This is a genomic window from Burkholderia sp. AU30198, assembly GCF_020419825.1.
Lineage (GTDB): Bacteria > Pseudomonadota > Gammaproteobacteria > Burkholderiales > Burkholderiaceae > Burkholderia.
Genome location: NZ_JAIZSA010000031.1, coordinates 12,696 through 34,669, shown reverse-complemented (window position 1 = coordinate 34,669; position 21,974 = coordinate 12,696). Strand labels below are relative to the sequence as shown.

The window sequence follows — 21,974 nt, the reverse complement described above, 5'->3', positions numbered from 1 at the left end:
ACGAGAAAGAGTCAGGACCGGTGTAACGCAAATGAAGTCGGCTGCGATCAAAACGGCCATCGGCCTTCGCACCGTGTGCTATCGGTTCGGGCAGGATCGCGACGAGACCGACATCTGCACACGCGTTGATCCGTGGCCCGCCGCAATAGCCTCGATCTGTTTCGGACCACCTGGTTCCGGCATGACCTGACGGCCGTCACGCGCCGTCATCGATGGTTGCGCCTGGCGAGACGGATGCGTGCCAACGGACCGCGCAGCGTCGGCGCCGTGTCGCGGCGATCCGTCCCGCTCGCGATCGGATCAACCAACTGCACGCCGGGCACGGCCGCGTCGCACGTCAGTCTCCGGCCGGTCTGCGCCGAACGAACCGGCAACTGAACATGGCAGATCATCGGCCCGTACGGCACGAATCGCCGTCCGAGCGCCGCGAGCCGTTCCAATGCGCTTGCGCTTGCCGAGCCTCGAAAAAAGTCGCCGAGCGCTCGAGCAGGCGCGATCATGCACGATTTCCTTCATCGGCTCCACCAAACCGCCCACGCGCGACACCTTCATTCGAGCGACGAAATCAACTGCGCGCCGCATTCCGTCAAATCGTCATGAAAGGCGACCGGCGTGCCGTGATGGTTGCGGGTACTGTCTTGCGGAAGAATCCTGAACTGCCCGCCGCACTTTGGACACCATGTCAGGTGATCCTTCAGCGCAACCGGAACGCCCAGTGCCGTCAAATCGTCGCTCGCCGTGATCACTTCGCCACCGTGGGTCGTCTTGTCGTGCAGTCGGATCACGCCACGTCCGTTCTCGTCCTTCATCGTCTTCCCACCTTCTCAAATCTCGGCGGCTGGATCGTCGAGCCATGTCTCCGCATACGCCATGCCGTCGGCCCGACTTGTCCAGTTCTCGACCTGGGCCTTCGGATCATTCGGATATTCGCCGCGCTGCTGTGCGAGGACGGTATCGCCCCAGCCCACCGGGGTGCCCGCGCGAGGTTCGGCATAAGGGTCGTTCGAAGCGACCACGGAGATTGCTTCGATCGATTTCGGCCAGACCGGATCGCGGCACGTCGCGTTCGCCAGCATGCGCATTGCCGTGAAAATCAGGATCATCGGCATCATCAACAGACGGATGAAAACGGGCGCACGCATCCCGAAGCTGTAGAGCGAAAACAGGAAGGCCTCGCGCGGCGATTCATCCCGGGTATGAAACAACATCGGCTTGGGCAAACCGTTGGGGCCACTGTTCATGTATTTGCGCCAGTAGTTCCACTCGGCCAGGGCCATCTTGACCTGAATCTTGCCGCTCCATTCACGTCCGATGGAGAACACCTGCGTCACATTGCCTTGTTCGTCGACCGTGTAATGTCTGATGTGAAAGACCGTCCCGAACGGGCTGTCTTCACGATGCAGGCAAAAAATGGAATCTTCAGTCCAGGGAGCCTCCCAAACCACATCCCCCTCGCCTTGCTTCGCGGAAAAGCGTCGCGCCCGGATCGCATATAGCTTTTGCGACTCACGGTGAAATCGAATCGGACGGTATCGCAGGCCAAAGAACAGACCGCGACCCAGCTGCCAAACGATCGAACCGAACAGCAACACTGCAAAAATGGCAATGCCGTTCATCACGAAGTCACCGGATGATCCATCGCGATGGGTGACATAATAAATATATGGCCCGATTCCCATCGCGACAAAAGCGATCGCAACACCGGTAATAAACCACTGCTTTTCCAGAAATGAAGGTTCGATCACATCCATGAATACGGAGTTGATGCTGAAGATCGATCCGAAATCCTGGATGTCAGGACCAGAAGGTTGTTTTATCGACAGACGATGTGCCAAGTCCCACTCGGGAACTGGCATGCCAATGCATTTCTTCATCAAACGCTCATCCATCATCACCCCCCGATTGCCGAATCGAATGCCTTCAGCTCATCATCCAATGAACTATAGTGCTCGCCTTTGCTAAACCTGCATCGGGATATCCAGTCCTTGATTGCCGCTGCCTTGAAGTGAGCGATCAGGATGCCGACGATGATCGCAGCAAAAAAAACAATCCAGAAAGGAGGGAGCCACGCAACGATAACTGCCGGCAAAACCGAGAAGAACGGCGATAGTGATATGTAAATACCGAGAACTCCGCCAATGGCATAGAGTCTGGCAAGACCTTTTTCTTTATTCGCATAAGCTTCGGGCATATTCTTTAACAAATCATAGCCGGCGAGCACTATGCCTGCGACGGCGCCGATTGTTCGTCCTACCCGCGCGCCTGTCTCGGCCCAGCCCTCGGCACCGGCCCATTGCTTCATCAGGTATGCCGAGAGCGGATGAGCAGGCGCGGCCTTGACTGTTTCAGAGACGGATTCAACGATATTGCCGAGAATCGACACGAGCGAGCCCGTGAGCTTCAACAGGTTTTCGCCGTGGTTGAACTGATCGCTGCCGGCGTAATCTTTGTACGCAAAGGTGAGTGTGGCAAGCTGGAAAATTGCCGTGGCTACCCCCTGGTTGAATTTGTACGGTGACGACGAGCCCAACCATTTCCGAGTCGTTTCGACACCGGGGACCTTGATGACCTTGACGTCGCTCGCGTCAAGCGTGCCCGCCTTTACCCATGCGTCCGTGTCGAGTTCGTACGCGAACACAGCCGGGTCCGATGGCGGAGACGCCTTCACGACCTCCTTGCGGATATTGGCTGCGGCGGCCTGTTGGCTGAGTTGGTCGCTGTCCACTGGCAAACCGAGCATCTCCCCCTGATTGACGATCCAGTTTCGCATTTGGGCTGGCGTGATGTGCGCGGCCTTGATTGGGGTGCCCGCGTGTAGCGCCAGACGAATGGTCACGAATCCGACTGCGGGTCCTTTCAGCCCCTTTCGAAGATATGCCCGTTGAAATATCGTTGCGAGCCGTCGCCGCGCAACAGGCTCAGCGTCACGCGCTTGCCGATGAAATCCTTCGGCTCGAGATGATCGTTGTCCGACAGGATTTCGATCGTGTAAGCGAAATCCTTCGATAAGGATTCAACCCCATCGAATGCGTTCGGCAGAAGGATTCTGTAAGGCGCGTTATCGTCCGGAAAGCTGAGCTGCACTTGCCGGTTGTGCTGCGGGCCCAGCGCAAGGTCTCTCAGGGCTTGTGCTGTGTTCTGCATTGTTTTTATCCCTTGATCCGGGCGCGAAGTGCCGCGGGCCCTTCGTGCGCCTGACGTGCGTCATCAAAAGAAGGGCCGGTCGATGCCCGTGCCCACCGCAACGTGTCGCGATAAGCTCAGACGTATACCACAAAGCCCTGTGAAGACTCACTGGGAAAATTGTTACTTCGGCCGAAGGCGGATTCGCGCCTTCTGCCATGCGGCGTCGTTTATTACGGATGCCTTACTTGACTGGATGGAAGCCTGTCGGCCCAACCGTTTCGGCAGTCACGCTGCACTGCACGATGCCTTCGCGCAACACGGCCTGCGCCGCCGCGTCGATGATCCCGATGAAGACCATCACGCCCTCCCCGTCGTGCCCGGCCAGCCCTTCGTCCGCCATCGACGAGAACCGGATGCGCCGCGCGGCGACCTGGCAGACGCGCGTGGCAACCGCCCCTTTCGCATCGGCCACGCGCACGATGCCCTTCGCGCGCAGGATCGTGCGCGGCAACGCCTTCAGCCACGCGCGCAGCCGCGCCTTGTCGAGCACATCCGGCGCGGCGACGGTGACGCTCGCGAACGCCGGCATCGCGTCCTGACCGATCGGCCGGTGCGCACGCACGATATCCGGCACGCTCGGGCGATCGGGCACGGCCGCGTCGAACAGCAGCGCGAGCGGAATCTCGCCATGTCGCGCGGCGACGACGATATCGGTCGGCGCGCACGCGCGCACGTCGTCGAGCACCGCGTCGCGCCGTGCCGGCGCCACGCGGTCGAGCTTGGTCACGACGATCGCACCCGCGCCGTCGAGCTGGCGCTGCGCCATCGCGCCGACGAGCGGATCGGCGAGCGTATCGCGCCACGCGAGCGCATCGGCAACGACGAGCACCGACGTCAATCGGAATTCACCGTTCAGCAGTCCGATCTGTGCGATCTTCGCGGGATCGGCTACCCCGCTCGCTTCGACGAGCAGCAGTTCGGGCCGTGCGTCGCGCGTCGCGACGCGCGTCAGTGCATCGACGAGCGCGCCGCCGATCGTGCAGCAGATGCAGCCGTTGTCGAGCTCGATCACGTCGTCGCCGCGCGCACGCACGAGCCGCGCATCGATGTTCACCGCGCCGAAATCGTTGACGAGCACCGCAATGTGCCGGCCATGCGGCGCCTGCAGGATCGCGTTGACGACCGTCGTCTTGCCTGCGCCGAGATAGCCGCCGATCACCGCGAGGTCGATCGGTGCACGCGCGGCCTCAGTGGGCGCAACCGGCATGCTCATCGCGGCGACCGGAACACGCGCCCGCCCAGCACCGTGCCCCACACGGCGAGTTCCTTCAGGCGCGCGGGCGCGCACACCGACGGATCGTCGTCGAGCACCGCAAAATCCGCGAGCTTGCCGATCTCGATGCTGCCGACGAGATGATCCATCCGCAACGTATAGGCCGCGCCGAGCGTGATTGCATGCAGCGCATCGTCGACCGACAGCCGCTCGCCTTCGCCGAGCACGCGGCCCGACGCCGTCTCGCGCTGCACCGCGCACCATGCGGTAAACAGCGGATTCAGCGGCGTGATCGGCGCATCCGAATGCAGCGCGAACGGAATGCCGAGCCGCTGCGCGGAGCCGGCCGCATCCATCCGGTTCGCGCGATCGGGGCCGATGGTCTGGCTGTAATGCGCATCGCCCCAGTAGTACAGATGATTCGCGAAGAAGTTCACGCACATCCCGAGCGCGCGCATGCGCTTCAACTGCGCGGCGTCCGCCATCTGGCAATGCTGCAGCGTATGGCGATGATCGGGGCGCGGGTGGCGTGCGAGCAGCGTCGCCATCGCGTCGAGCACGACGTCGGTCGCTTCGTCGCCGTTGGTATGCACATGCAGTTGCAGCCCCGCGCGATGGAACGGCTCGAACACGTCGACGAGCTGTGCGGGCGGAATCAGCCACAGCCCGTTCGGCTGCCCGCCCGCGTAACCGGGCCAGCGCACGCGCGCGGTGAAGCCCTGGATCGAGCCGTCGACGATGAACTTCACGGGCCCGAAATGCAGCTTGTCGGTATTGCGCTCGATCTCCGCGAGCACGCTGTCGGCCGAGCGGGCCGGATTGCGCTGCGGCGCGAACGCCGGCACGATCCGCACCGGGTAGTCCGGATCGGCGGTGACTTCATGCAGCGTGCGGTTACCGTCGGCCGACAGGTCGTTGACGAGATCGGTGGCCGTCGTCACGCCCGCGAGCTGCGCGACGCGCCCGAAATTCCAGATCGCGTGCGGTTTTTCGCTCGCGGAGATCGCCAGCTTGCCGCCGATCGTCTGATAGACCGGCAGCATCGCCGCGAACTCCTGCAGCTCGCCGGTCGGACGGCCGTCGGCATCGCGCGTCACGCCGTCGATGTCGGTGTCCTCGTCGATCCCCGCGCGCGCGAGCATCGCACCGTTCACGTTCATCAGGTGCACGCTCGCATGCAGGATCGCGATCGGCCGCTGCGCCGACACGCGATCGAGTTCGCACGTCGTCAGCCGCGCCGTGCCGAAGAAGATCGGATCGAAGCCCCACGCGAGCAGCGGCCCGTCGTCGGTCATCGCGCGCTCGGCGTCCGCAAGCCGTTCGAGCACCGCGTCGAGCGAGCGCAGCCCCGGCCACAGCGTGCCGTCGGGGCCGCGCCGGTCGTAGTAGCCGACGTACACCGCGTCCCACATCGCGCCTTCCATCAGGTGGCAATGCCCTTCGACGAGCCCCGGCATCAGCACCTTGTCGCGCAGCGTGTCGTCGGTCGTGCACGCACCGAACCGCGCCTGCCACGTGGCGACGTCGGCGGCGTCGCCGACCGCGAGGATGCGGCCGTCGCGCACGGCGACATGTGTGGCCGACGGCTGCACCGGGTTCATCGTCAGGATGCGGCGGGCCGTAAACACCGTCACGGGCGCAGCCGGGGTTGCGGATGCTTGCATGGGATGCGGTTCTCCTTGCGGCGGAACGCCGATGGTTCAGGATACGGCGTAGTGCTTCACCGGACGGCCGTGCAGCATCACATGCACGGCCGCGACGACGAGCACGTTGACGACGAGGCACACGAGGCCGAGGTTGATGCCGCCGAAGTCGACATGGAACACGTAGAAGATCATCGCGAGCACCTGGCCGCAGATCATCCCGGCCCCGACCGCGACGGGCCGCACCTGGCGCCCCGCCAGCAGGATCAGCACGCCCGGCAGGAACTGCGTGACGCCGTAGTACGTGGTGTTGATCAGCGTGAGCATCAGGTTCGGCGTCAGCAGCGTGGTCGCGATCGACAGCAGCAGGTAGCCGACGATCACGTATTTCGCCGCACGCTTCTGGCGCGACTCGGGCAGGTTCGGCATCAGGTTGCGCGTGACGATCGGCCCGATCGCGAGGCAGATGCCGGCCAGCACGAGCAGCCCCGACAGCGCGGCCCCGGCCGCGACGAGGCCGATCAGCCAGCCGGGCAGCAGGTGCGTGACTGCCGCGAAGAACGCATCGTTCGGCGACGCGAGCGTCAGGTTCGCGGTGATCGCGTAGTACGACGCGATCACGAGGAACGGATACATCAGCATGTACAGCGGCATCACGACCTGCGTGCGCCGGATCGCGTTCGGCCCGCGCGCGGTGAAGAAATTCTGCGCGGCGAACGGCATCAGGTAGAAGCCGAGCGACTGGAACAGCATCGTGCTCATCGAGAAGCGCAGCTGCGATCCGCTCATCGTGTTGCTGACCTGCCGGCTCGCGGCGTCGAACACCGGATGCACGCCGCCGACCTGCCACGCGACGGCCACGCCCGTCACGACGATCGCGAGCAGCATCAGGATGTCCTTCAGGATGGCGATGTACGCCGACGCGCGCACACCGGAGATCGCGATATAGGTGAACGCGAGCGCCGCGCACACGAGGATCAGGTACAGCGGCTCGACATGCCAGCCGAGCCCCTTCAGCGCCGCGACGAGCCCGGTGAACTGCAGCTGCCCCCACGGGATCAGGAACAGGATCGATGCGCACGCAACGACCAGCTCGAGCCCGCGGCTGCGGTAGTGGCCCTTGAACAGGTCGGGCAGCGTGATCGCGTTGTGACGCTTGCCGGCCTCCCAGATCTTCGGGCCGACGAAATAGCCGATCGGGTAGGCGAGCAGGATGTAGCCGAGGAACCACACGCCGTAGGTCGGCCCTTTCGCGTAGATGCCGCCGGGGAAGCCGACCATCGTGCCGATGCTGTAGATCTCGCCGGCGGTCAGGAAGAACACGAGCGCCGTGCCGAACTGGCGCGACGCGACGAAGAAGTCATGCACGCTCTGCTTGCCGCGGCCACGGCCGGACCGGATGGCGAGATAGAGCGACAGCGCGATCAGCGCGGCGAAGACGACCGTTGACATGCGCACCTCTGCGAAAGAACGGAAAGCGTAGGGTTCGCCGGAAAGCGCGGGCGGCCGGCGGTCCGCGGGACAGCGGATGCGCGCTAGGCGGCGCCGCTCGCGCGGCGGTCGAACAGCAACCAGCACGCGAACAGGCAGCCGGAGGTCAGCACGAACCACGCGAAGATCCACATGAAGATGAACGGCACGCCCAGCACGTAGCGGTCCTGCGCGGCCACCCAGGGCAGCACGCCCATCACGCCGAGATACGGAATACCGATGCCGATCAGATACCTGAGCATGCGTGTCTCCTCGAAAACGGGTTCGTGCGGCAGGGCCGCACGCGGGGCGGCGAATGTCGCGTGGACGACATCCGGCGTCGAATCCAGTATTCGAAGACAAAATGGCGCGGGATAGTGCCAGACGCGGGCAATCGCTTGGGCCAGCGGCCTGCTGCCCGGTCATTGCGGAAATGATCGAAGCGCCAACGCGGCCCCGCTCCGTCACGATCGACGCGTGCCGGTCATGACACGAGCCGGTGTCAGCCGTCGAACGGCGCCAGCTCGTAACTCGTGCTCCGGCCGCCGGACGACGAGCGACGCAGCACGCCGCGCTCGACGAGCTCGGTGATGTCCCGCAGCGCCGTGTCTTGCGAGCACTTCGCGAGCGCCGCCCACTTGGTGGTCGTCAACTTCCCCTCGAAGCCGTCGAGCAGGCGATTCATGACCTTGACCTGACGTTCGTTCATCGCGAAGCCGGCACAGCGCTGCCAGAAGCGCGCCTTGACCAGCACCGCATCGAGCGTCGTGTGCGCGTGATCGATGGCCCTGCCGAGCGCGGTCAGGAACCACGCGAGCCATTCCGTGACGTCGAGCGAGCCGCGCTGGGTACGCTCCAGCACGTCGTAATACGCGTTGCGCTCGCGCTGGATTTGCGCCGACAGGCTGTAGAAGCGTTGCGGACTCCGGTCGGCGCGCGCCAGGACCAGATCGCCGAGCGCGCGCGCGATCCGGCCGTTGCCGTCGTCGAACGGATGGAGCGTGACGAACCACAGGTGGGCCAGGCCGGCCCGGATCAGCAAGGGCTCGACCGGCGCGGCATTGAGCCACGTGAGGAAGCGCGCGATCTCGCCAGTCAGGCGCGTGGCTGGAGGCGCTTCGAAATGCACGCGCTGCCGGCCGATCGGCCCGGACACGACCTGCATCGGCCCGCTTGCGTCCGTTCGCCACGCACCGACCGTGATGCGCGACATCCCCGAGTAGCCGGTCGGGAACAGCGCCGCATGCCACCCGAACAGACGAGCGTCCGTGACCGGTGCCGCCGCGTGGGTCGTGGCGTCCAGCACCATGTCGACCACGCCCTCGACGTGGCGATCGACCGGCGCCAGCGCACCGATGTCGACGCCGAGCCGGCGCGCAATCGACGACCGGACCGATGCCACGTTCAGGCTTTCGCCCTCGATGGCGCTGGTCTTGACGACGTCCTCCGTCAGCGCGGCGAGACTGGCCTCGTCGCGCAACGCCAGGCCGACATCGGCCAGCCGCCCGGCCAGCATGCCTTGCGCGCGGCTGACGTCGGCGAGTGGCGTCGCCAGTGCCGGAAGGTCGAAGCGCCACGCAGGCCAGTCGGCCGACTCCCAGATGTAGGTGTAATCTCCGCTCATGATGCGGAGATTATCCCATCAATTGACCGCACGATTCAATATTCTCCGCAATATTTGCGGAGAATAACGCCTTCATTCCCCGCAAACGTGCCCGCTACCGCGCCCGGCCGGCCCCGCCCTTCGCCGGGGGCGCAGCCTCTCCGAGCCGTTCCGCGAGAAACCCGATGAACGTGCGCAGCGTGACGAACCCTTCCCGATGCTGCGGGAACACCGCATTGAGCGTGATCGGCGACGGCGCATACGCGTCGAGCACCGGCACGAGCGCGCCGCTGTCGAGCGCCGTGCCGACGATGAAGTGCGGCAGCAGCGCGATGCCGAGCCCCGCGATCGCCGCGTCGCGCACCACTTCGCCGTTGTTCGCGACGAGCGGCCCCTGCACGTCGAACGTGCGCGCCGCGCCGTCGATGCGGAATTCCCAGCCAACCCGGCGCTCGCGCCCGTACAGCAAGCACGTATGGCCGGCGAGATCGGCCGGCGTCGCCGGCGTGCCCTGCCGCTTCAGATAGGCGGGGCTCGCACACGCGATCATCCGCCACGCGCCGAGCGGGCGGGCGATCAGCGTCGAATCCTCGAGCGAGCCGATCCGCAGCACCAGATCGAAGCCCTCGCCGATCACGTCGACGCGCCGGTCGGTCAGATCGAGGTTCAGCCGCACGGCCGGGTGCGCGGACAGGAATTCGGCGATCAGCGGCGACACATGCGTAATCCCGAACGACAGCGGCGCGCTGATTTTCAGCGACCCGTGCAGCTCGGTGCTGCGCACCGACATCGCCTGCTCGGCGTCGGCGATCTCCGCGAGGATCCGCTGCGCGCGCGCATAAAACTCCTGCCCCGATTCGGTCACCGCGAGATTGCGCGTGTTCCGGTGCAACAGCCGCACGCCGAGCGACGCCTCCAGCGCCATCGTGCGGCGGCTGACGAACTGCTTGGACAGCATCAGTTGATCGGCCGCCGCCGTGAAGCTGCCCGCATCGACCGTCGCGACGAAGATCCTCAGATCGTTGAGTTCCATATTGTCCACTCCATAGCGACAGTCATTATCTCCTCAGTCATTTATTTGTCAAATCGATTGACCTAAGATGTTTCTCAACGAACAGCCGCGCCCACTTCCGAGGTTCGGCGTCTTGAAGGACAAAAATCATGATCGAAATCCGTGCAGCAAACCAACGTGGCCGTGCGGAGCATGGCTGGCTCAGCTCCCGTCATACGTTTTCGTTCGCGAACTACTACGATCCGAAGCAAGTCGGCTTCTCCGACCTGCTGGTGATCAACGACGACCGCGTCGCGCAGGGCGGCGGCTTCGGCACGCACCCGCACCGCGACATGGAAATCCTGTCGTACGTGCTCGAGGGCGCGCTGGAACACAAGGACTCGATGGGTACCGGGTCGGTGATCGTGCCGGGCGACGTGCAGTTGATGAGCGCCGGCACCGGTGTGCGCCACAGCGAGTTCAACCACTCGAAGGAAGTGCCGGTTCACTTCCTGCAGATCTGGGTCGGGCCGGCTGAAAAGGGTGCGGAGCCGCGCTATCAGCAGACGAATGTCACGGCCGGCGACAAGCGCGGCAAGCTCGCGCTCGTCGTGTCGCCGACCGGCGACGCCGGTTCGCTGCAGATCCGGCAGGACACGCGGATCTACGCGGGCCTGTTCGACGGCGATGAACGCGCGACGCTGGAACTGGCGCCGGACCGCTTTGCGTACGTGCACGTGGCACGCGGCAGCGTGACGGTCAACGGCGTGACACTCGGCGAAGGTGACGGCGCGCGCGTCCGCGACGAACAGGCGCTGACGTTCGCCGACGGGAAGGATGCCGAAGTGCTGGTGTTCGACCTGCGTCCGGTCGAAGTAACGGCCGAGTGGGCATAAAGCCCGTTCGGGAAACCGGGCCCCGCTGAACGCGGGGCCCTTTTAATCGGAGAATCGCAAGATGGCCAAGGTACTCGTTCTTTACTACTCGTCCTACGGGCACGTCGAAACGATGGCGCAGCACATCGCGGAAGGCGCGAAATCGGTGGCAGGCGTCGAGGTCACGCTCAAGCGCGTGCCGGAAACGATCCCCGCCGACCAGGCCCGGGCGATCGGCGTGAAGGTCGACCAGGCTGCACCGGTCGCGACGGTGGATGAACTCGCCGACTACGATGCGATCATCTTCGGCACGCCGACCCGCTTCGGCAACATGGCCGGCCAGATGCGCACGTTCCTCGACCAGACCGGCGGCCTGTGGATGAAGGGCTCGCTCGTCGGCAAGATCGGCAGCGTGTTCACGTCGACCGGCACGCAGCACGGCGGCCAGGAAACGACGATCACGTCGTTCCACACGACGCTGCTGCACCACGGGATGGTGATCGTGGGCGTGCCGTATGCATGCAGCGGCCTCGTCAACATGAACGAAATCACCGGCGGCTCGCCGTACGGCGCGAGCACGCTCGCAGGTGCGGACGGCAGCCGCCAGCCGAGCGCGAACGAGCTCGACATCGCGCGCTACCAGGGCAAGCACGTCGCGGAAATCGCGAGCAAGCTCGCGTCGTAACGCGGCGGCCCGACCGTTCGGGCAGCCCCGCACACGCGCAAACGGCGCCGGTCGATCCGGCGCCGTTTGCGCTGTGCTGGGGCCCGGGCCAGGCCGTTACTGGCCCGACGCCGGCGCGGCCGGCGCCGCTTTCGTCGCGGGCGCCTTCTGCGCGGCGTTCTGCGGATAGTTGCTCTGGTCGTTGGTCAGCCGGTAGCCGCTACCCGTGCCGATCGCCTTCAGGTCCGACGCATGCCGTGCCCGGGCGGCCTTGCGGGCCGCCTTCTTCTGCGCCTTGTCGACCTGCTTCTGCGTCGGCGCGGACGCCGGATCCTGCGCGTATGCCGCCGGCGCGGCGGCCAACAGCAGACCGAACGACGCCGTTACTGCTACTGCCACCGAAACCACGCGAGACTTCTTCATGGCCGGATCTCCTTGTCGATTGTTGGTTGTGGGTCAGACACCGGCGCGCACGCGACCGCTTGCGACATCGGAGCCGATGCAACGTTAGCCGATCAGTATGCACTTGTCCGTGTGCGTTCCTGAATTCTCCCGATAACGGCCACGATACATGCGCACCGCGTGCGCCGCCGTTCCAGCACCGCGCCTGCGCCATCAGGGAAACCGATAACCCGGCCTGACCGGGCCTGCGCTCAGATCCAGCGCGACAGCACCGGCAGCAGGATCGGCACGACGAAAGCCGTCAGCACGCCGTTCAGCCCCATCCCGAGCCCGGCGAACGCGCCGGCCTCCTCGCTGACCTGGAACGCACGCGCGGTGCCGATCCCGTGCGACGCGACGCCGAGCGCGAACCCGCGCACGGCCGGCTCGTCGACGCGCAGTGCGTTGAGGATCCCGCGCGCGCACACGGCCCCGAAGATCCCGGTCGAGATCACGAGCACGGCGGTAAGCGACGGAATCCCGCCGATTTCCGCGGCGACGGCCATCGCGATCGGCGTCGTCGCCGATTTCGGCGCGAGCGACGCGATCGTCTGGTGCGACGCCCCGAACAGCGCCGCGATGCCGACCGCCGATACGATCGCGGTCAGCGAACCCGCGAGCAGGCCAACCAGCAGCGGCACCGCGGCGCGGCGCAGCTTCGACCACTGGCGGTACAGCGGCAGCGCGAGCGCGACGGTCGCGGGGCCGAGCAGGAAGTGGACGAACTGCGCGCCTTCGAAATACGTCGGATACGGCGTATGCGTGATCGTCAGCAGCACGACGATCAGCGCGACCGCGATCAGCACCGGGTTCGCGAGCGGGTTGAAGCGCGCCCGTGCATAGATGGCCTGTGCGAACAGATACGCGATCAGCGTGATGGTCAGGCCCAGCAACGGGGTCGCGGCGAGATAGACCCAGATCGCGCCGAGTTTCGGGAAGGCCGTCATTGCGTGCCCTCCGCCGTGCCGCCGGCGCGCCGCTGGCGGCGCAGCAGCGCGCGCGTGACGAGTGCCGTCACGGCGATCGCGAGCGTGGTGCTGACGGCCAGCGCGACGACGACCGCGACCGCGTCGCCGCGCACGCGGTCGGCCGACACCATGATGCCGACGCCGGCCGGCACGAACAGCAGCGACAGGTGGCGCAGCAGTTCGAGCGCGGTCGGCTCGATCGCGTCGGCCACCTGCGGGCGCAGCATCACGAAGCCGAACAGCAGCAGCATGCCGATCACGGGGCCCGGCACCGGCAGGCCGAACAGATAGGACACGCCTTCCCCGAGACACTGGAAGGTCAGCAAGACCGCGAACGCCCGCAGCATGAACCGTTTCTCCCGAACGTGGCCGCGCAGCGTGCGGCCGCGCGACCGGTGGCCGGCGGGTTGCGGCGCCGGCGTGAACGATACGGGCGATCGTACCAACTTCGCACGATATCGGACATCGCCGAGTGCGGTTGCGGGAAGACACCACCGGCTGCACGGCACGCGGCCTCCCGCCGCCACGCGTCACCCCAGCGCAGGCTCGGCCGACACCGTCCGGCCCGGGTCGTGCGCGTTGCCGGATACACCGGCCACGGGCAGCGTGAGCGTCACGGTCGTACCCTGCCACGGGGCGCTGCGCACGCTGATCTCGCCGCGGTGCCGGTCCACGACCGCCTTGGCGAACGCCATGCCGAGCCCGACGCCCCTCGTGTCGGGCTGCCCTTGCAGGCGAAAGCGCCGGTAACGCTCGAACAGGCGCGCCTGATCCTCGGCCGCGATCCCGTAGCCGCGATCGCGAATCACGCAGCTCACCGACGCGCCGCCGTCGGCCAGTTCGACGCTGCACTCGATGCGGGTATGCGCCGCGCTGTAGTCGACCGCGTTCCCCAGCAGATTGACCAGCGCACGCGACAGCAGCGCCGGATCGCCGCGCACGAGCGCGTCGTCGCACGACGGTACGTCGTCGATCGCGATGTGCTTGTCCCGCGCGCGCAGCCAGATTTCGTCGCGCGCCTGATTCATCAGGTCGGCCACGTTGACGAGTTCCGACGCGTACTCGCCCGCCTCCGCCCGCGACACCTGCGCGAAGCCGTCCGCCATCGCCAGCGTATGACGCGCCAGCCCGTCGATCTCGTGAAGGCGCTCGCGCACCGTGCAGTCGGGCGGGCAGGCGGCAGGCGCGTTCACGAGCACGATGACCGAGGTGAGCGGCGCGCGCATGTCGTGCGAGAACAGCGTCAGCATGTCGTTGCGCTGCCGCTCGAGCAGCGTGCGATGGACGTAGGCGCCGCGCAGCGCGTCCAGTGCATCGTTCACGTGCACGATCTCGGGGCTCGTGCCCGGAATCTGGACGATCGGCGATACGTCGCCCTCGCTCAACGCGACGATGCGCCGGCTCAGCGCATCGAGCGGCTTCGACAGCGTCCGCTGCGTGCCGCGCACGAGCAGGAACAGGATCGCGATGCAGCAGGCGGCCTCCGCGGCCGACACCGCCATCCTGACGCGCGCCGCATCGCGCAGCTCGACCGCACGCGCACGCGTGTGGTCGAGCACGTGGTCGCGCAACCGCTCCGATGCTTCGAGGTCCCGCATGACCCGCGACGAGAAATCCTCGGCGTTCATCGCATAGACGCCCGTGCGGCCCGCGCGGAGCGTCGCGGCGACGAGCGGCAGGAAGCTGCCGTCCATCGTGTCGTTCAACCGCACCAGGTCGTTCGACAGCATCGCGTCGTCGAGCGGCGGTGCGAACGCGCCGGCGATCAGTGCGCGGAGCTGCACGATGCGCCCGCGCATCTGCAGGATGCGCGCAAGCCGATCGTTGTCGAGCGCCTCGCTCCTGACCAGCGGCGCGACGAACAGCGAGCCGAGCCGGCCCGTGTATTCACGCAGGTCGCCCAGCAGGCGCGCGAGGACCAGCGCGCCGGCCGTGTCCGGATGGCGCATCGCCGTACCCGCCATCACGCCGCTGGTCAGCGCCGCCAGATCGTCGGCGGCTGCGAACATGCGGTCCTGCGCGGCCTGCACCTGCCACGTCGCACGCGCGGCCGCGGGCCGCGCGGCGAGCGCGTCGACTTCGCCGCGCGCGCCGGCCAGCTCGGCGCGAATCGACTCGAGTGCGTGCAACGCGGCCCCGCGCTCGGACGCACCGGGCGCCGCCGCCCGCGCGAGGTCGTGCCGCAGCCCATCGAGCGCCCGATCCGTATGCGCACGCGCATCGCGCAGGGCCTGCGCTTCCATGGCCGAATCGCGCCGCCGCAGCGCCAGCACCCGGTTGGCCGGCCAGCGTTCGGCCGAGATCCGGTTCGACGCGATCATCACGCACTCGACCAGCCCGAAATCGCGCAGATCGAGAATTCCCTGCCGGTACTGCCGATAGCTTTCCCACAGATTCGTGCCGCACGCGACCGCCGTCAGCATCGCGACGAGCACGAAGCCGGCACGCATCCGCTGCCGGATGGAGAGGCCGCGCAGGTTCACGATGCCGGCCCGTTGCGCGAAGGAGGCGCGCCGCCTTCGCCATCGGGCGAGCGCGCCGCCCCGGCCGACGCGACGTGCCGGCCGGCGCCATGCGTCGCGGGCCGCGCGGGTCCTGCCGCGGCCGCCCTTGCCCCGCTAGACTGCACACCATTCTCCCGATGATTCGTCTGCGGCGCTTCCGCTGCCGCGACAGGACGCGACGGCGGCATGTGCGTCCTGCCGTCGCGTATGACGCGTGCCGGGCGCCACGCGCGGCGGCGTGCCGGCCGCGCGCTTGCCGGCACGCGCCGGCAAGCTGCACGCGACGCACACGGGATGCCGGCGCAGCGCGTAGCGGTAGGTGATGAACGCCGCGCCGCAATCCCGGCATCGGGCGATGTCGAGCGCGCCGGCGTCGACGAAGCGCACCAGCATCCACGCACGTGTCAGGTCCAGCGGCAACGCGCAGCACGCGGCATCGCCCTGTTCGGCGTACAGCGTATAGGCCTTGACGAGCGCCTCGAGTCGCGGGCAGCCCGCCTGGTTGCGCAGGAAGCGGTAGATGCTGTGGAACAGCGATGCATGAAGGTTGGCGAACCACGTCATGTACCAGTCGATCGACGACGGCAGCAACCCCTTCGGCGCGGCCACGCCACGCACTTCGCGATACAGGCGCACGAGACGGTCGCGCGGCAACCCGCACTCGATCTCCAGCATCTGCAGCCGCGCGCCGAGCCGGATCAGCGCCGCCGCGTGCATCGTCAGCTGCGCATCGTCCGCGAGGCCATGCCGCGCTGCCCGGCCGCTCACGATGTTTCCTCGTCGGGTAGCGCAAGGCCGGCCAGCACCATCGCGGTATGCACGCGCACGAGATCGACCGGCGGTGTCGCGCGGGTCAGCGCCGACAGCACGCCGTACCGGCCCGGCCGCAACGCGCAGATCAATTGCCCCGCAGACGCGAGCTCGTTCATGTGCTTCATCGACAGCGCGGCGGCGACGTCGGCGGTCACACCCAGGCGGAACATGCCGGTTGCGCGATCCGACTGCAGCAGTCGCTGCGCTAGCCACAGATACGACATGTTCAGTTCCCACATTGCATCACTGTCGTTGGCAACCTTCATCGTTCACCTCGATTCATGCGCGATCAGGATCAATGATTCACCGTCAAAACGCGTGCCGGTCATCCGGTTGTTACGAACCGTTATTTTTTCGCTCGGCGTGGATAACAGACATTCACTGCTGCCGAACGACGCGCATCGTGTGCGTGCATCGCGCCGTCGTTCAGTCCTGAGGCGGCCGCCTGCTTCGTCGCTCACGTCGCCGCGATGCCGGTGACGCATCGAATGGCGCGCCCGCATTCGCCTGCATTGCGAACTGTCGTGATTGAGTCTCGGCGATATTCCGCTGAATGTAAATGCGACGTTAGACGCAAGACAGATGCGGGACAAACGCGACTTTAGTATTAAGACTTTCGTCTTGTACAATCCGGTTCGTTCGTAGCGGTCCGCTTCCGGATTCACATATTCAAGCGTCCTCATGAAAATTCTGATCGTCGACGATCACGCGATCCTGCGGGATGGCGTGGAGATGCTGCTGCGTCAGGGTGACGACGACACCGTCGTCGTCCAGGCGAGCAGCGCCGATGACGCGATGCGGCTGCTCGACGAGCACGCCGACCTCGACGCCATCGTGCTCGACCTGAAGCTGCAGGGCATGGACGGCCTCGACGCGCTCGCCGTCTTCGCGACGATGCGCCCGGGGCTCCCCGTCATCGTGCTGTCGTCGTCCGAGGATCCCGGTGCCGTGCGCAGCGCGTTCGCGCAGGGCGCGATGGGGTACGTGCCGAAGTCCGCGAGCCCCCGCACGCTGCTGTCCGCCATCCGGATCGCACTCAACGGCGAGCGTTACGTCCCGCCGCTCGTGCTCGACGACCCCGCGCTGCAGCATCAGGACGGCGCCGCTGCAGCACGCAGTTCGATGCTGACGCAACGCCAGATCGAAGTGCTGCGCTATCTCGCGGAAGGCGTACCGAACAAGGTCATCGCCGACAAGCTGGGCCTGTCCGAAAAGACCATCAAGGCGCACATCACCGCGATCTTCAAGACGTTGAACGTGATCAACCGCACCCAGGCAGCGGCGGCCGGCAGAAAAGCCGGCCTCATCTGACCGGATGCCGGTGCGCGCGTCCCGGCATTGCCATGCCGGCGCGAATCGCCTAGATTTTTCTCATCCCTTCCGCCCGCTCGAGGAGCCTGCGCATGACGCGCGTCGACGAACCGCCCGAAGCGCCGGACGAGCACGATGCGTCGTTCGACCTCGCCGCCGACGTGATCGCGCGCTGGCAACGCCTCGTCGATCTGATGGCGGAAATCGTCGGCGTGCCGGCCGGGCTGATCATGCGCAACGTCGGCCGCGACATCCAGGTGCTGGTGGCGAGCCGCAACACCGGCAATCCGTTCTATCCGGGCGAATCGGCCGAACTGCACGGCTCGGGACTCTACTGCGAGGCGGTCATTGCGAGCGGCGATACGCTGGTCGTGCCGGATGCGCGGCAATCGGCGCAGTGGCGCAACAACCCGGACCTGCGCGTCAACATGGTCTCGTATCTCGGCCTGCCGATCCGCTGGCCCGACAACACGCCATTCGGCACGATCTGCTTGCTCGACTGCAAGGAGAATGCGTATTCGGAGCGCTACATCCGGCTCGTCGAGGAATTCCGCGACCAGATCGAGATGCAATTGCAACTGATGCGCGCGCAGCGGATTGCCGAACGCGAACGCCAGCGCGCCGCGCAGCTGGCCGAGAACTTCCGGCGGCAAAAGGATCTCGCGACCGAGGCCGTGCACGTCAAATCGAGCTTTCTCGCCGCGGCGAGCCACGACCTGCGCCAGCCCGTCCACGCGTTGAGCCTGTTCGTCGGTGCGTTGCGGCATGTCCCGATGCCGGCCGACGGCACGCTGCTCGTCGATCGCATCGACCAGTCCGTCAACGCAATGGATGCGCTGTTCACCGCGATCCTCGACATCTCGCGGCTCGACGCAGGCGTCGTGCCCGTCCATCGCCGGCCGTTCGCGATCGGCGCGGTGCTCGAGCGCGTGTGCCGCGAGGTCGCCGCCGACGCGCACGGGAAAGGCCTGTCGCTGTCGTACGTGCGCAGCACCGCGATCGTCGATTCCGATCCGGTGCTGATCGAGCGCATCGCCCGCAACCTGCTGTCGAATGCCGTGCGCTATACCGACGCCGGACGCATCGTCGTCGGCTGCAGGCGCACGCGCCGGCATGTGCGCCTGCAATTCATCGACACCGGGCGCGGCATTCCGTCCGACCAGCAGGCGCGCGTATTCGACGACTACTACCAGTTGCGCCATCGCGGCGACGAACCCGAACGGGGCGTCGGCCTTGGACTGGCGATCGTGCGGCGCCTCGCGGGGCTGCTCGACTGTCCGCTGACGCTGCGCTCCGAGCCCGGGCGGGGCTCGTGCTTCGAACTGCAGCTGGCGCGGCTGGACACGGCCGTGCCGCCGAGCGCCGCCGCCGACGAGATCGCCGTCGACGAGGCGACTGCCGCTGCACACCTCGTGGTCGTGATCGACGACGAAAGCGCGATTCGCGTCGGCATGTCGATGCTGCTCGAGCGCTGGGGCTACCAGGTCGTCACGGCCGCGTCGGTCGACGACGCGATCGCGTGCCTGGCATCGTGCGACGTCCGGCCGACCCTGCTGATCTGCGACCTGCACCTGCATGGCGACCAGAACGGGATCGGTGCGATCGCGCGGCTTCGCGACGAGTACAACAGCGCGATTCCCGCGATGCTGATCACGGGCGACACGACCGCGCGGCGGCCCGGCCGGCTGAAGCACGGCGGGTTCGTGCTGCTGCACAAGCCGGTGCCGAGCGACAAGCTGCGCGCGGCGATCGCACGCCTGCTGCATGCGCAGCCACCCGGACAGCGGTTCCGGACGAGCGCGGGATAGTCGCCGGCGCGCTGCGGCGCTTTCGCATCCCGCCCGCCGGCTGCACGCAAAAACGGCGGGCATGTGCCCGCCGCCGCGTCTTCGCACGCGCACCGCCTCGAGCGCGGCGCGCGTGATCGGTCGCTTACTTCAACCGCGTCGCGATCTCGTTCGCCATCGCCTTCATCGCGGCCTTCGTCGGTGCATCCAAGGCCAGTGCGTTCAGCAGGCCGAAATCGTGGATCGTGCCGTCGTAACGCGTGGTCGTTGCGTCGACACCGGCCGCGTCGAGCTTGCGGCCGTACGCTTCGCCTTCGTCACGCAGCACGTCGAACTGCGCGACCTGGATCAGCGCGGGCGGCAGCCCCTTCAACTGCGCGGTGCTCGCGCGCAGCGGCGACGCGTAGATCTCGTTGCGTTGCGCGTCGTTCTTCGTATAGGCGTCCCAGAACCACTTCATCATCGGCCGCGTCAGGAAGTGCCCTTGCTGATACGCGTTGTACGAGCCCGTGTTGAAGTTGTGGTCCGTCACCGGCCACATCAGCCCCTGGAAGCGGATCGCGGGGCCACCCTTGTCCTTCGCCATCAACGCCACCACGGCCGCCATGTTCCCGCCGACGCTGTTGCCGACCACCGCGAGGCGGCTGCCGTCGACGCCGATCTCCGCGCCGTGCGCGGCCACCCACTTCGTCGCCGCATATGCCTGGTTGATCGCGATCGGGTAATGCGCTTCCGGCGACGGCGTGTAGTTCACGAACACCGCGACGGCTCCCGATTGCACGACGAGGTCGCGCACGAGGCGTTCATGCGTCGGGAAATCGCCGAGCACCCAGCCGCCGCCGTGGATGAACATGAACACCGGCAGCGTACCCGTCGCACCTTGCGGGCGAACGATCGTGACCGGCACGGACAAGCCGTCCTGTTCGATCGTGCGGTTCGACACGTCGATGCCCGACAGGTCGACCTTCGTGCCGTTCTGCGCATCGACCAGCACCTGGCGCGCCTTCGCGGGGCTCAGCGTTTCGAGGCCCGGGCCTTTCTGGCCGTTCAGCGCGGCGAGGAATGCGCTCGTCGTCGCATCGGGCCGAACGGCTTCGGCGCCAGCACCGGCGCCAGCGGCAAACGCGGTGGTCGTGGCGGACAGTGCAGCGGTGACGGCGGCAGCGATCAGCAGCGGCTTGACGATCCTCATGATGTAACTCCTTGGCTCAATCGGTGAATAACGATGTAACGGTTGATGTTTCGCAATGCGTAATATCAGACGAGCGTAAGCGTGACGTCGATGTTGCCGCGCGTCGCGTTCGAGTACGGGCACACGAGGTGTGCGCGATCGATCAGCGTCTGCGCGGTATCGCGGTCGAGGCCCGGCAGCGCGATCTTCAGTTCGACTTCGATGCCGAAACCGTTCGGGATCGCGCCGATGCCGACGCTGCCTTCGATCGCGGCGTCCGCGGGCATCGCGATCTTGTCGCGGGCCGCGACGAACTTCATCGCGCCGATGAAGCACGCGCTGTAGCCGGCGGCGAACAGTTGCTCGGGGTTCGCGCCTGCGCCGCCCGCGCCGCCGAGTTCGCGCGGCGTGGCCAGCTTCAGGTCGAGGTCGCTCTCGGGCACCGTGGCACGGCCGTCGCGGCCGCCGGTGGCTTTTGCATGGGCGCGGTACAGCACTTTTTCGATCGACATGACAGACTCCTTTTCAATCAGTGAGTGAAACAGCCTTCCAACCCGGGGCCGCGTGCCGGCTGCTCGACAGCCCGTTTCGCGCTTGTTTATCTACTCATAGATAGACAAACATCCCCAAAAAATGCAGGCGGTTGATCCGCCTGCCCAGGCAATCTATCTATCACCAGATAGACAACCAGATCCAATAAAAAGGCGGCGAACCGCCTGACCGCTTGCGCCGCCCGTCAGGGCCGCGTTTTCCAGACCGCCTCGACATCCTCGAGACGCGCCCGCGTGTGAAACAGCCGGCTGGCCAGCACGCTGCCCTGGAACGCCGCATACAACGTGCGCGCGGCCGTTTCGGGCTTGCCGCTGAACTGCAGCGTGCCTTCCTTCGCGCCCTGCGCCAGCAATTCCGCGAGCCAGCTCTCGTTGGCCTTGAAGAACGCCTGCACGGCCTGCCGCACATGCTCCGGCAACGATTCGATATCGGCCGCGAGCATTCCGCACAGGCAGATCATGTTGCCGTCGCCGAGCGTGCGGCCGAACATCTTCGTGTACAGGCTCAGCTTGACGTCGGCCGGCAGCGCCGGATCGATCGCCCGCATGGCCGAGAGGACGTCGTCGCTATAAACCGACACCGCTTCCAGCACGAGGTCGTCCTTCGACGGGAAGTAGTAATGGATGCTCGACGTCTTCACGCCCACCAGGTCGGACAGGTCTCGATAGCTGAAGCCGTTGTAACCGCGCAGCATCATCAGCGTGATCGCGTGGTCGAGAATCTGTTCGCGGACGGTCGGTTTCGTTTCCATGCAGCGAACTTTATCTACTCATAGATAGACA

The 21,974-nt window shown here is 66.3% G+C and carries 24 protein-coding genes; 4 read left to right on the top strand and 20 right to left on the bottom strand.

Annotated features, from left to right (window positions below):
* Positions 1–206: 206 nt before the first annotated feature.
* From LGN19_RS37890 to LGN19_RS37840, 11 genes are all read right to left on the bottom strand, one after another.
* Positions 207–500 carry a hypothetical protein gene (locus tag LGN19_RS37890; protein WP_226220065.1) on the bottom strand — a complete coding sequence of 98 codons (294 nt, stop codon included), beginning with the start codon at positions 498–500 and terminating at the stop codon, positions 207–209.
* Between the two features lie 48 nt (positions 501–548).
* Positions 549–809: a PAAR domain-containing protein gene (locus tag LGN19_RS37885; RefSeq protein WP_122950151.1), complete on the bottom strand. Its 261-nt coding sequence runs from the start codon at positions 807–809 to the stop codon at positions 549–551.
* A 15-nt stretch (positions 810–824) separates the two neighbouring features.
* Positions 825–1,874 (bottom strand): DUF6708 domain-containing protein, encoded by a 1,050-nt coding sequence (locus LGN19_RS37880; protein WP_226220064.1) that lies wholly within the window; start codon positions 1,872–1,874, stop codon positions 825–827.
* A 17-nt stretch (positions 1,875–1,891) separates the two neighbouring features.
* The gene (locus tag LGN19_RS37875) at positions 1,892–2,836 is read right to left on the bottom strand and encodes a T6SS effector BTH_I2691 family protein (protein WP_226220063.1); all 945 of its coding nucleotides are present in this window, start codon (positions 2,834–2,836) and stop codon (positions 1,892–1,894) included.
* A gap of 20 nt (positions 2,837–2,856) precedes the next feature.
* A complete protein-coding gene (locus LGN19_RS37870) occupies positions 2,857–3,144 on the bottom strand; it encodes a contractile injection system protein, VgrG/Pvc8 family (protein WP_226220062.1) in 288 nt (95 codons plus the stop codon).
* 223 nt (positions 3,145–3,367) lie between these two features.
* Positions 3,368–4,399: a CobW family GTP-binding protein gene (locus tag LGN19_RS37865; protein ID WP_226220061.1), complete on the bottom strand. Its 1,032-nt coding sequence runs from the start codon at positions 4,397–4,399 to the stop codon at positions 3,368–3,370.
* Positions 4,396–6,063, bottom strand: coding sequence for an amidohydrolase (locus LGN19_RS37860; protein ID WP_226220060.1), 1,668 nt, complete (start codon positions 6,061–6,063; stop codon positions 4,396–4,398). The genes LGN19_RS37865 and LGN19_RS37860 overlap by 4 nt, the downstream gene beginning before the upstream one ends.
* Before the next feature lie 36 nt (positions 6,064–6,099).
* Entirely contained in the window at positions 6,100–7,494 is a 1,395-nt protein-coding gene (locus LGN19_RS37855; protein ID WP_174959908.1) for a sodium:solute symporter family protein, read from the bottom strand.
* A gap of 83 nt (positions 7,495–7,577) precedes the next feature.
* Positions 7,578–7,775 (bottom strand): DUF3311 domain-containing protein, encoded by a 198-nt coding sequence (locus tag LGN19_RS37850; RefSeq protein ID WP_226220059.1) that lies wholly within the window; start codon positions 7,773–7,775, stop codon positions 7,578–7,580.
* Between the two features lie 239 nt (positions 7,776–8,014).
* Positions 8,015–9,136 carry a Fic family protein gene (locus LGN19_RS37845; protein ID WP_205169614.1) on the bottom strand — a complete coding sequence of 374 codons (1,122 nt, stop codon included), beginning with the start codon at positions 9,134–9,136 and terminating at the stop codon, positions 8,015–8,017.
* A gap of 94 nt (positions 9,137–9,230) precedes the next feature.
* The gene (locus LGN19_RS37840) at positions 9,231–10,148 is read right to left on the bottom strand and encodes a LysR family transcriptional regulator (protein ID WP_174959906.1); all 918 of its coding nucleotides are present in this window, start codon (positions 10,146–10,148) and stop codon (positions 9,231–9,233) included.
* Between the two features lie 128 nt (positions 10,149–10,276).
* On the opposite strand from LGN19_RS37840, the gene LGN19_RS37835 reads away from it, so the two are divergent.
* Positions 10,277–11,002 (top strand): pirin family protein, encoded by a 726-nt coding sequence (locus LGN19_RS37835; RefSeq protein ID WP_226220058.1) that lies wholly within the window; start codon positions 10,277–10,279, stop codon positions 11,000–11,002.
* A gap of 61 nt (positions 11,003–11,063) precedes the next feature.
* Entirely contained in the window at positions 11,064–11,666 is a 603-nt protein-coding gene (wrbA, locus tag LGN19_RS37830) for an NAD(P)H:quinone oxidoreductase (protein ID WP_174959904.1), read from the top strand.
* 96 nt (positions 11,667–11,762) lie between these two features.
* On the opposite strand, the gene LGN19_RS37825 is transcribed toward wrbA, so the two are convergent.
* The 6 genes from LGN19_RS37825 to LGN19_RS37800 form a co-directional block, all read right to left on the bottom strand.
* Positions 11,763–12,068, bottom strand: coding sequence for a hypothetical protein (locus LGN19_RS37825; protein WP_122950161.1), 306 nt, complete (start codon positions 12,066–12,068; stop codon positions 11,763–11,765).
* Positions 12,069–12,298: 230 nt separating this feature from the next.
* Positions 12,299–13,033 carry an LrgB family protein gene (locus LGN19_RS37820; RefSeq protein ID WP_122950162.1) on the bottom strand — a complete coding sequence of 245 codons (735 nt, stop codon included), beginning with the start codon at positions 13,031–13,033 and terminating at the stop codon, positions 12,299–12,301.
* On the bottom strand, positions 13,030–13,401 hold the full coding sequence (locus tag LGN19_RS37815) for a CidA/LrgA family protein (RefSeq protein ID WP_226220057.1): 372 nt from the start codon (positions 13,399–13,401) through the stop codon (positions 13,030–13,032). Before LGN19_RS37815 ends, LGN19_RS37820 begins: the two co-directional genes overlap by 4 nt.
* A 183-nt stretch (positions 13,402–13,584) precedes the next feature.
* The gene (locus LGN19_RS37810) at positions 13,585–15,537 is read right to left on the bottom strand and encodes an ATP-binding protein (protein WP_226220056.1); all 1,953 of its coding nucleotides are present in this window, start codon (positions 15,535–15,537) and stop codon (positions 13,585–13,587) included.
* A gap of 135 nt (positions 15,538–15,672) precedes the next feature.
* Positions 15,673–16,326 (bottom strand): FlhC family transcriptional regulator, encoded by a 654-nt coding sequence (locus tag LGN19_RS37805; RefSeq protein ID WP_226220055.1) that lies wholly within the window; start codon positions 16,324–16,326, stop codon positions 15,673–15,675.
* Positions 16,323–16,637, bottom strand: coding sequence for a flagellar transcriptional regulator FlhD (locus LGN19_RS37800; RefSeq protein WP_174959900.1), 315 nt, complete (start codon positions 16,635–16,637; stop codon positions 16,323–16,325). The genes LGN19_RS37805 and LGN19_RS37800 overlap by 4 nt, the downstream gene beginning before the upstream one ends.
* A gap of 415 nt (positions 16,638–17,052) precedes the next feature.
* Here LGN19_RS37800 and LGN19_RS37795 point away from each other — a divergent pair, with 415 nt between their 5' ends.
* On the top strand, positions 17,053–17,682 hold the full coding sequence (locus LGN19_RS37795) for a response regulator (protein ID WP_226220054.1): 630 nt from the start codon (positions 17,053–17,055) through the stop codon (positions 17,680–17,682).
* Between the two features lie 92 nt (positions 17,683–17,774).
* On the top strand, positions 17,775–19,490 hold the full coding sequence (locus LGN19_RS37790; protein WP_226220053.1) for an ATP-binding protein: 1,716 nt from the start codon (positions 17,775–17,777) through the stop codon (positions 19,488–19,490).
* Positions 19,491–19,614: 124 nt separating this feature from the next.
* Here LGN19_RS37790 and LGN19_RS37785 read toward each other — a convergent pair whose 3' ends face one another.
* The 3 genes from LGN19_RS37785 to LGN19_RS37775 form a co-directional block, all read right to left on the bottom strand.
* Positions 19,615–20,661, bottom strand: coding sequence for an alpha/beta hydrolase (locus tag LGN19_RS37785; RefSeq protein WP_226220052.1), 1,047 nt, complete (start codon positions 20,659–20,661; stop codon positions 19,615–19,617).
* Between the two features lie 65 nt (positions 20,662–20,726).
* Entirely contained in the window at positions 20,727–21,152 is a 426-nt protein-coding gene (locus LGN19_RS37780) for an organic hydroperoxide resistance protein (protein WP_174959891.1), read from the bottom strand.
* A gap of 224 nt (positions 21,153–21,376) precedes the next feature.
* On the bottom strand, positions 21,377–21,943 hold the full coding sequence (locus LGN19_RS37775) for a TetR/AcrR family transcriptional regulator (RefSeq protein ID WP_122950167.1): 567 nt from the start codon (positions 21,941–21,943) through the stop codon (positions 21,377–21,379).
* Positions 21,944–21,974: the final 31 nt, after the last annotated feature.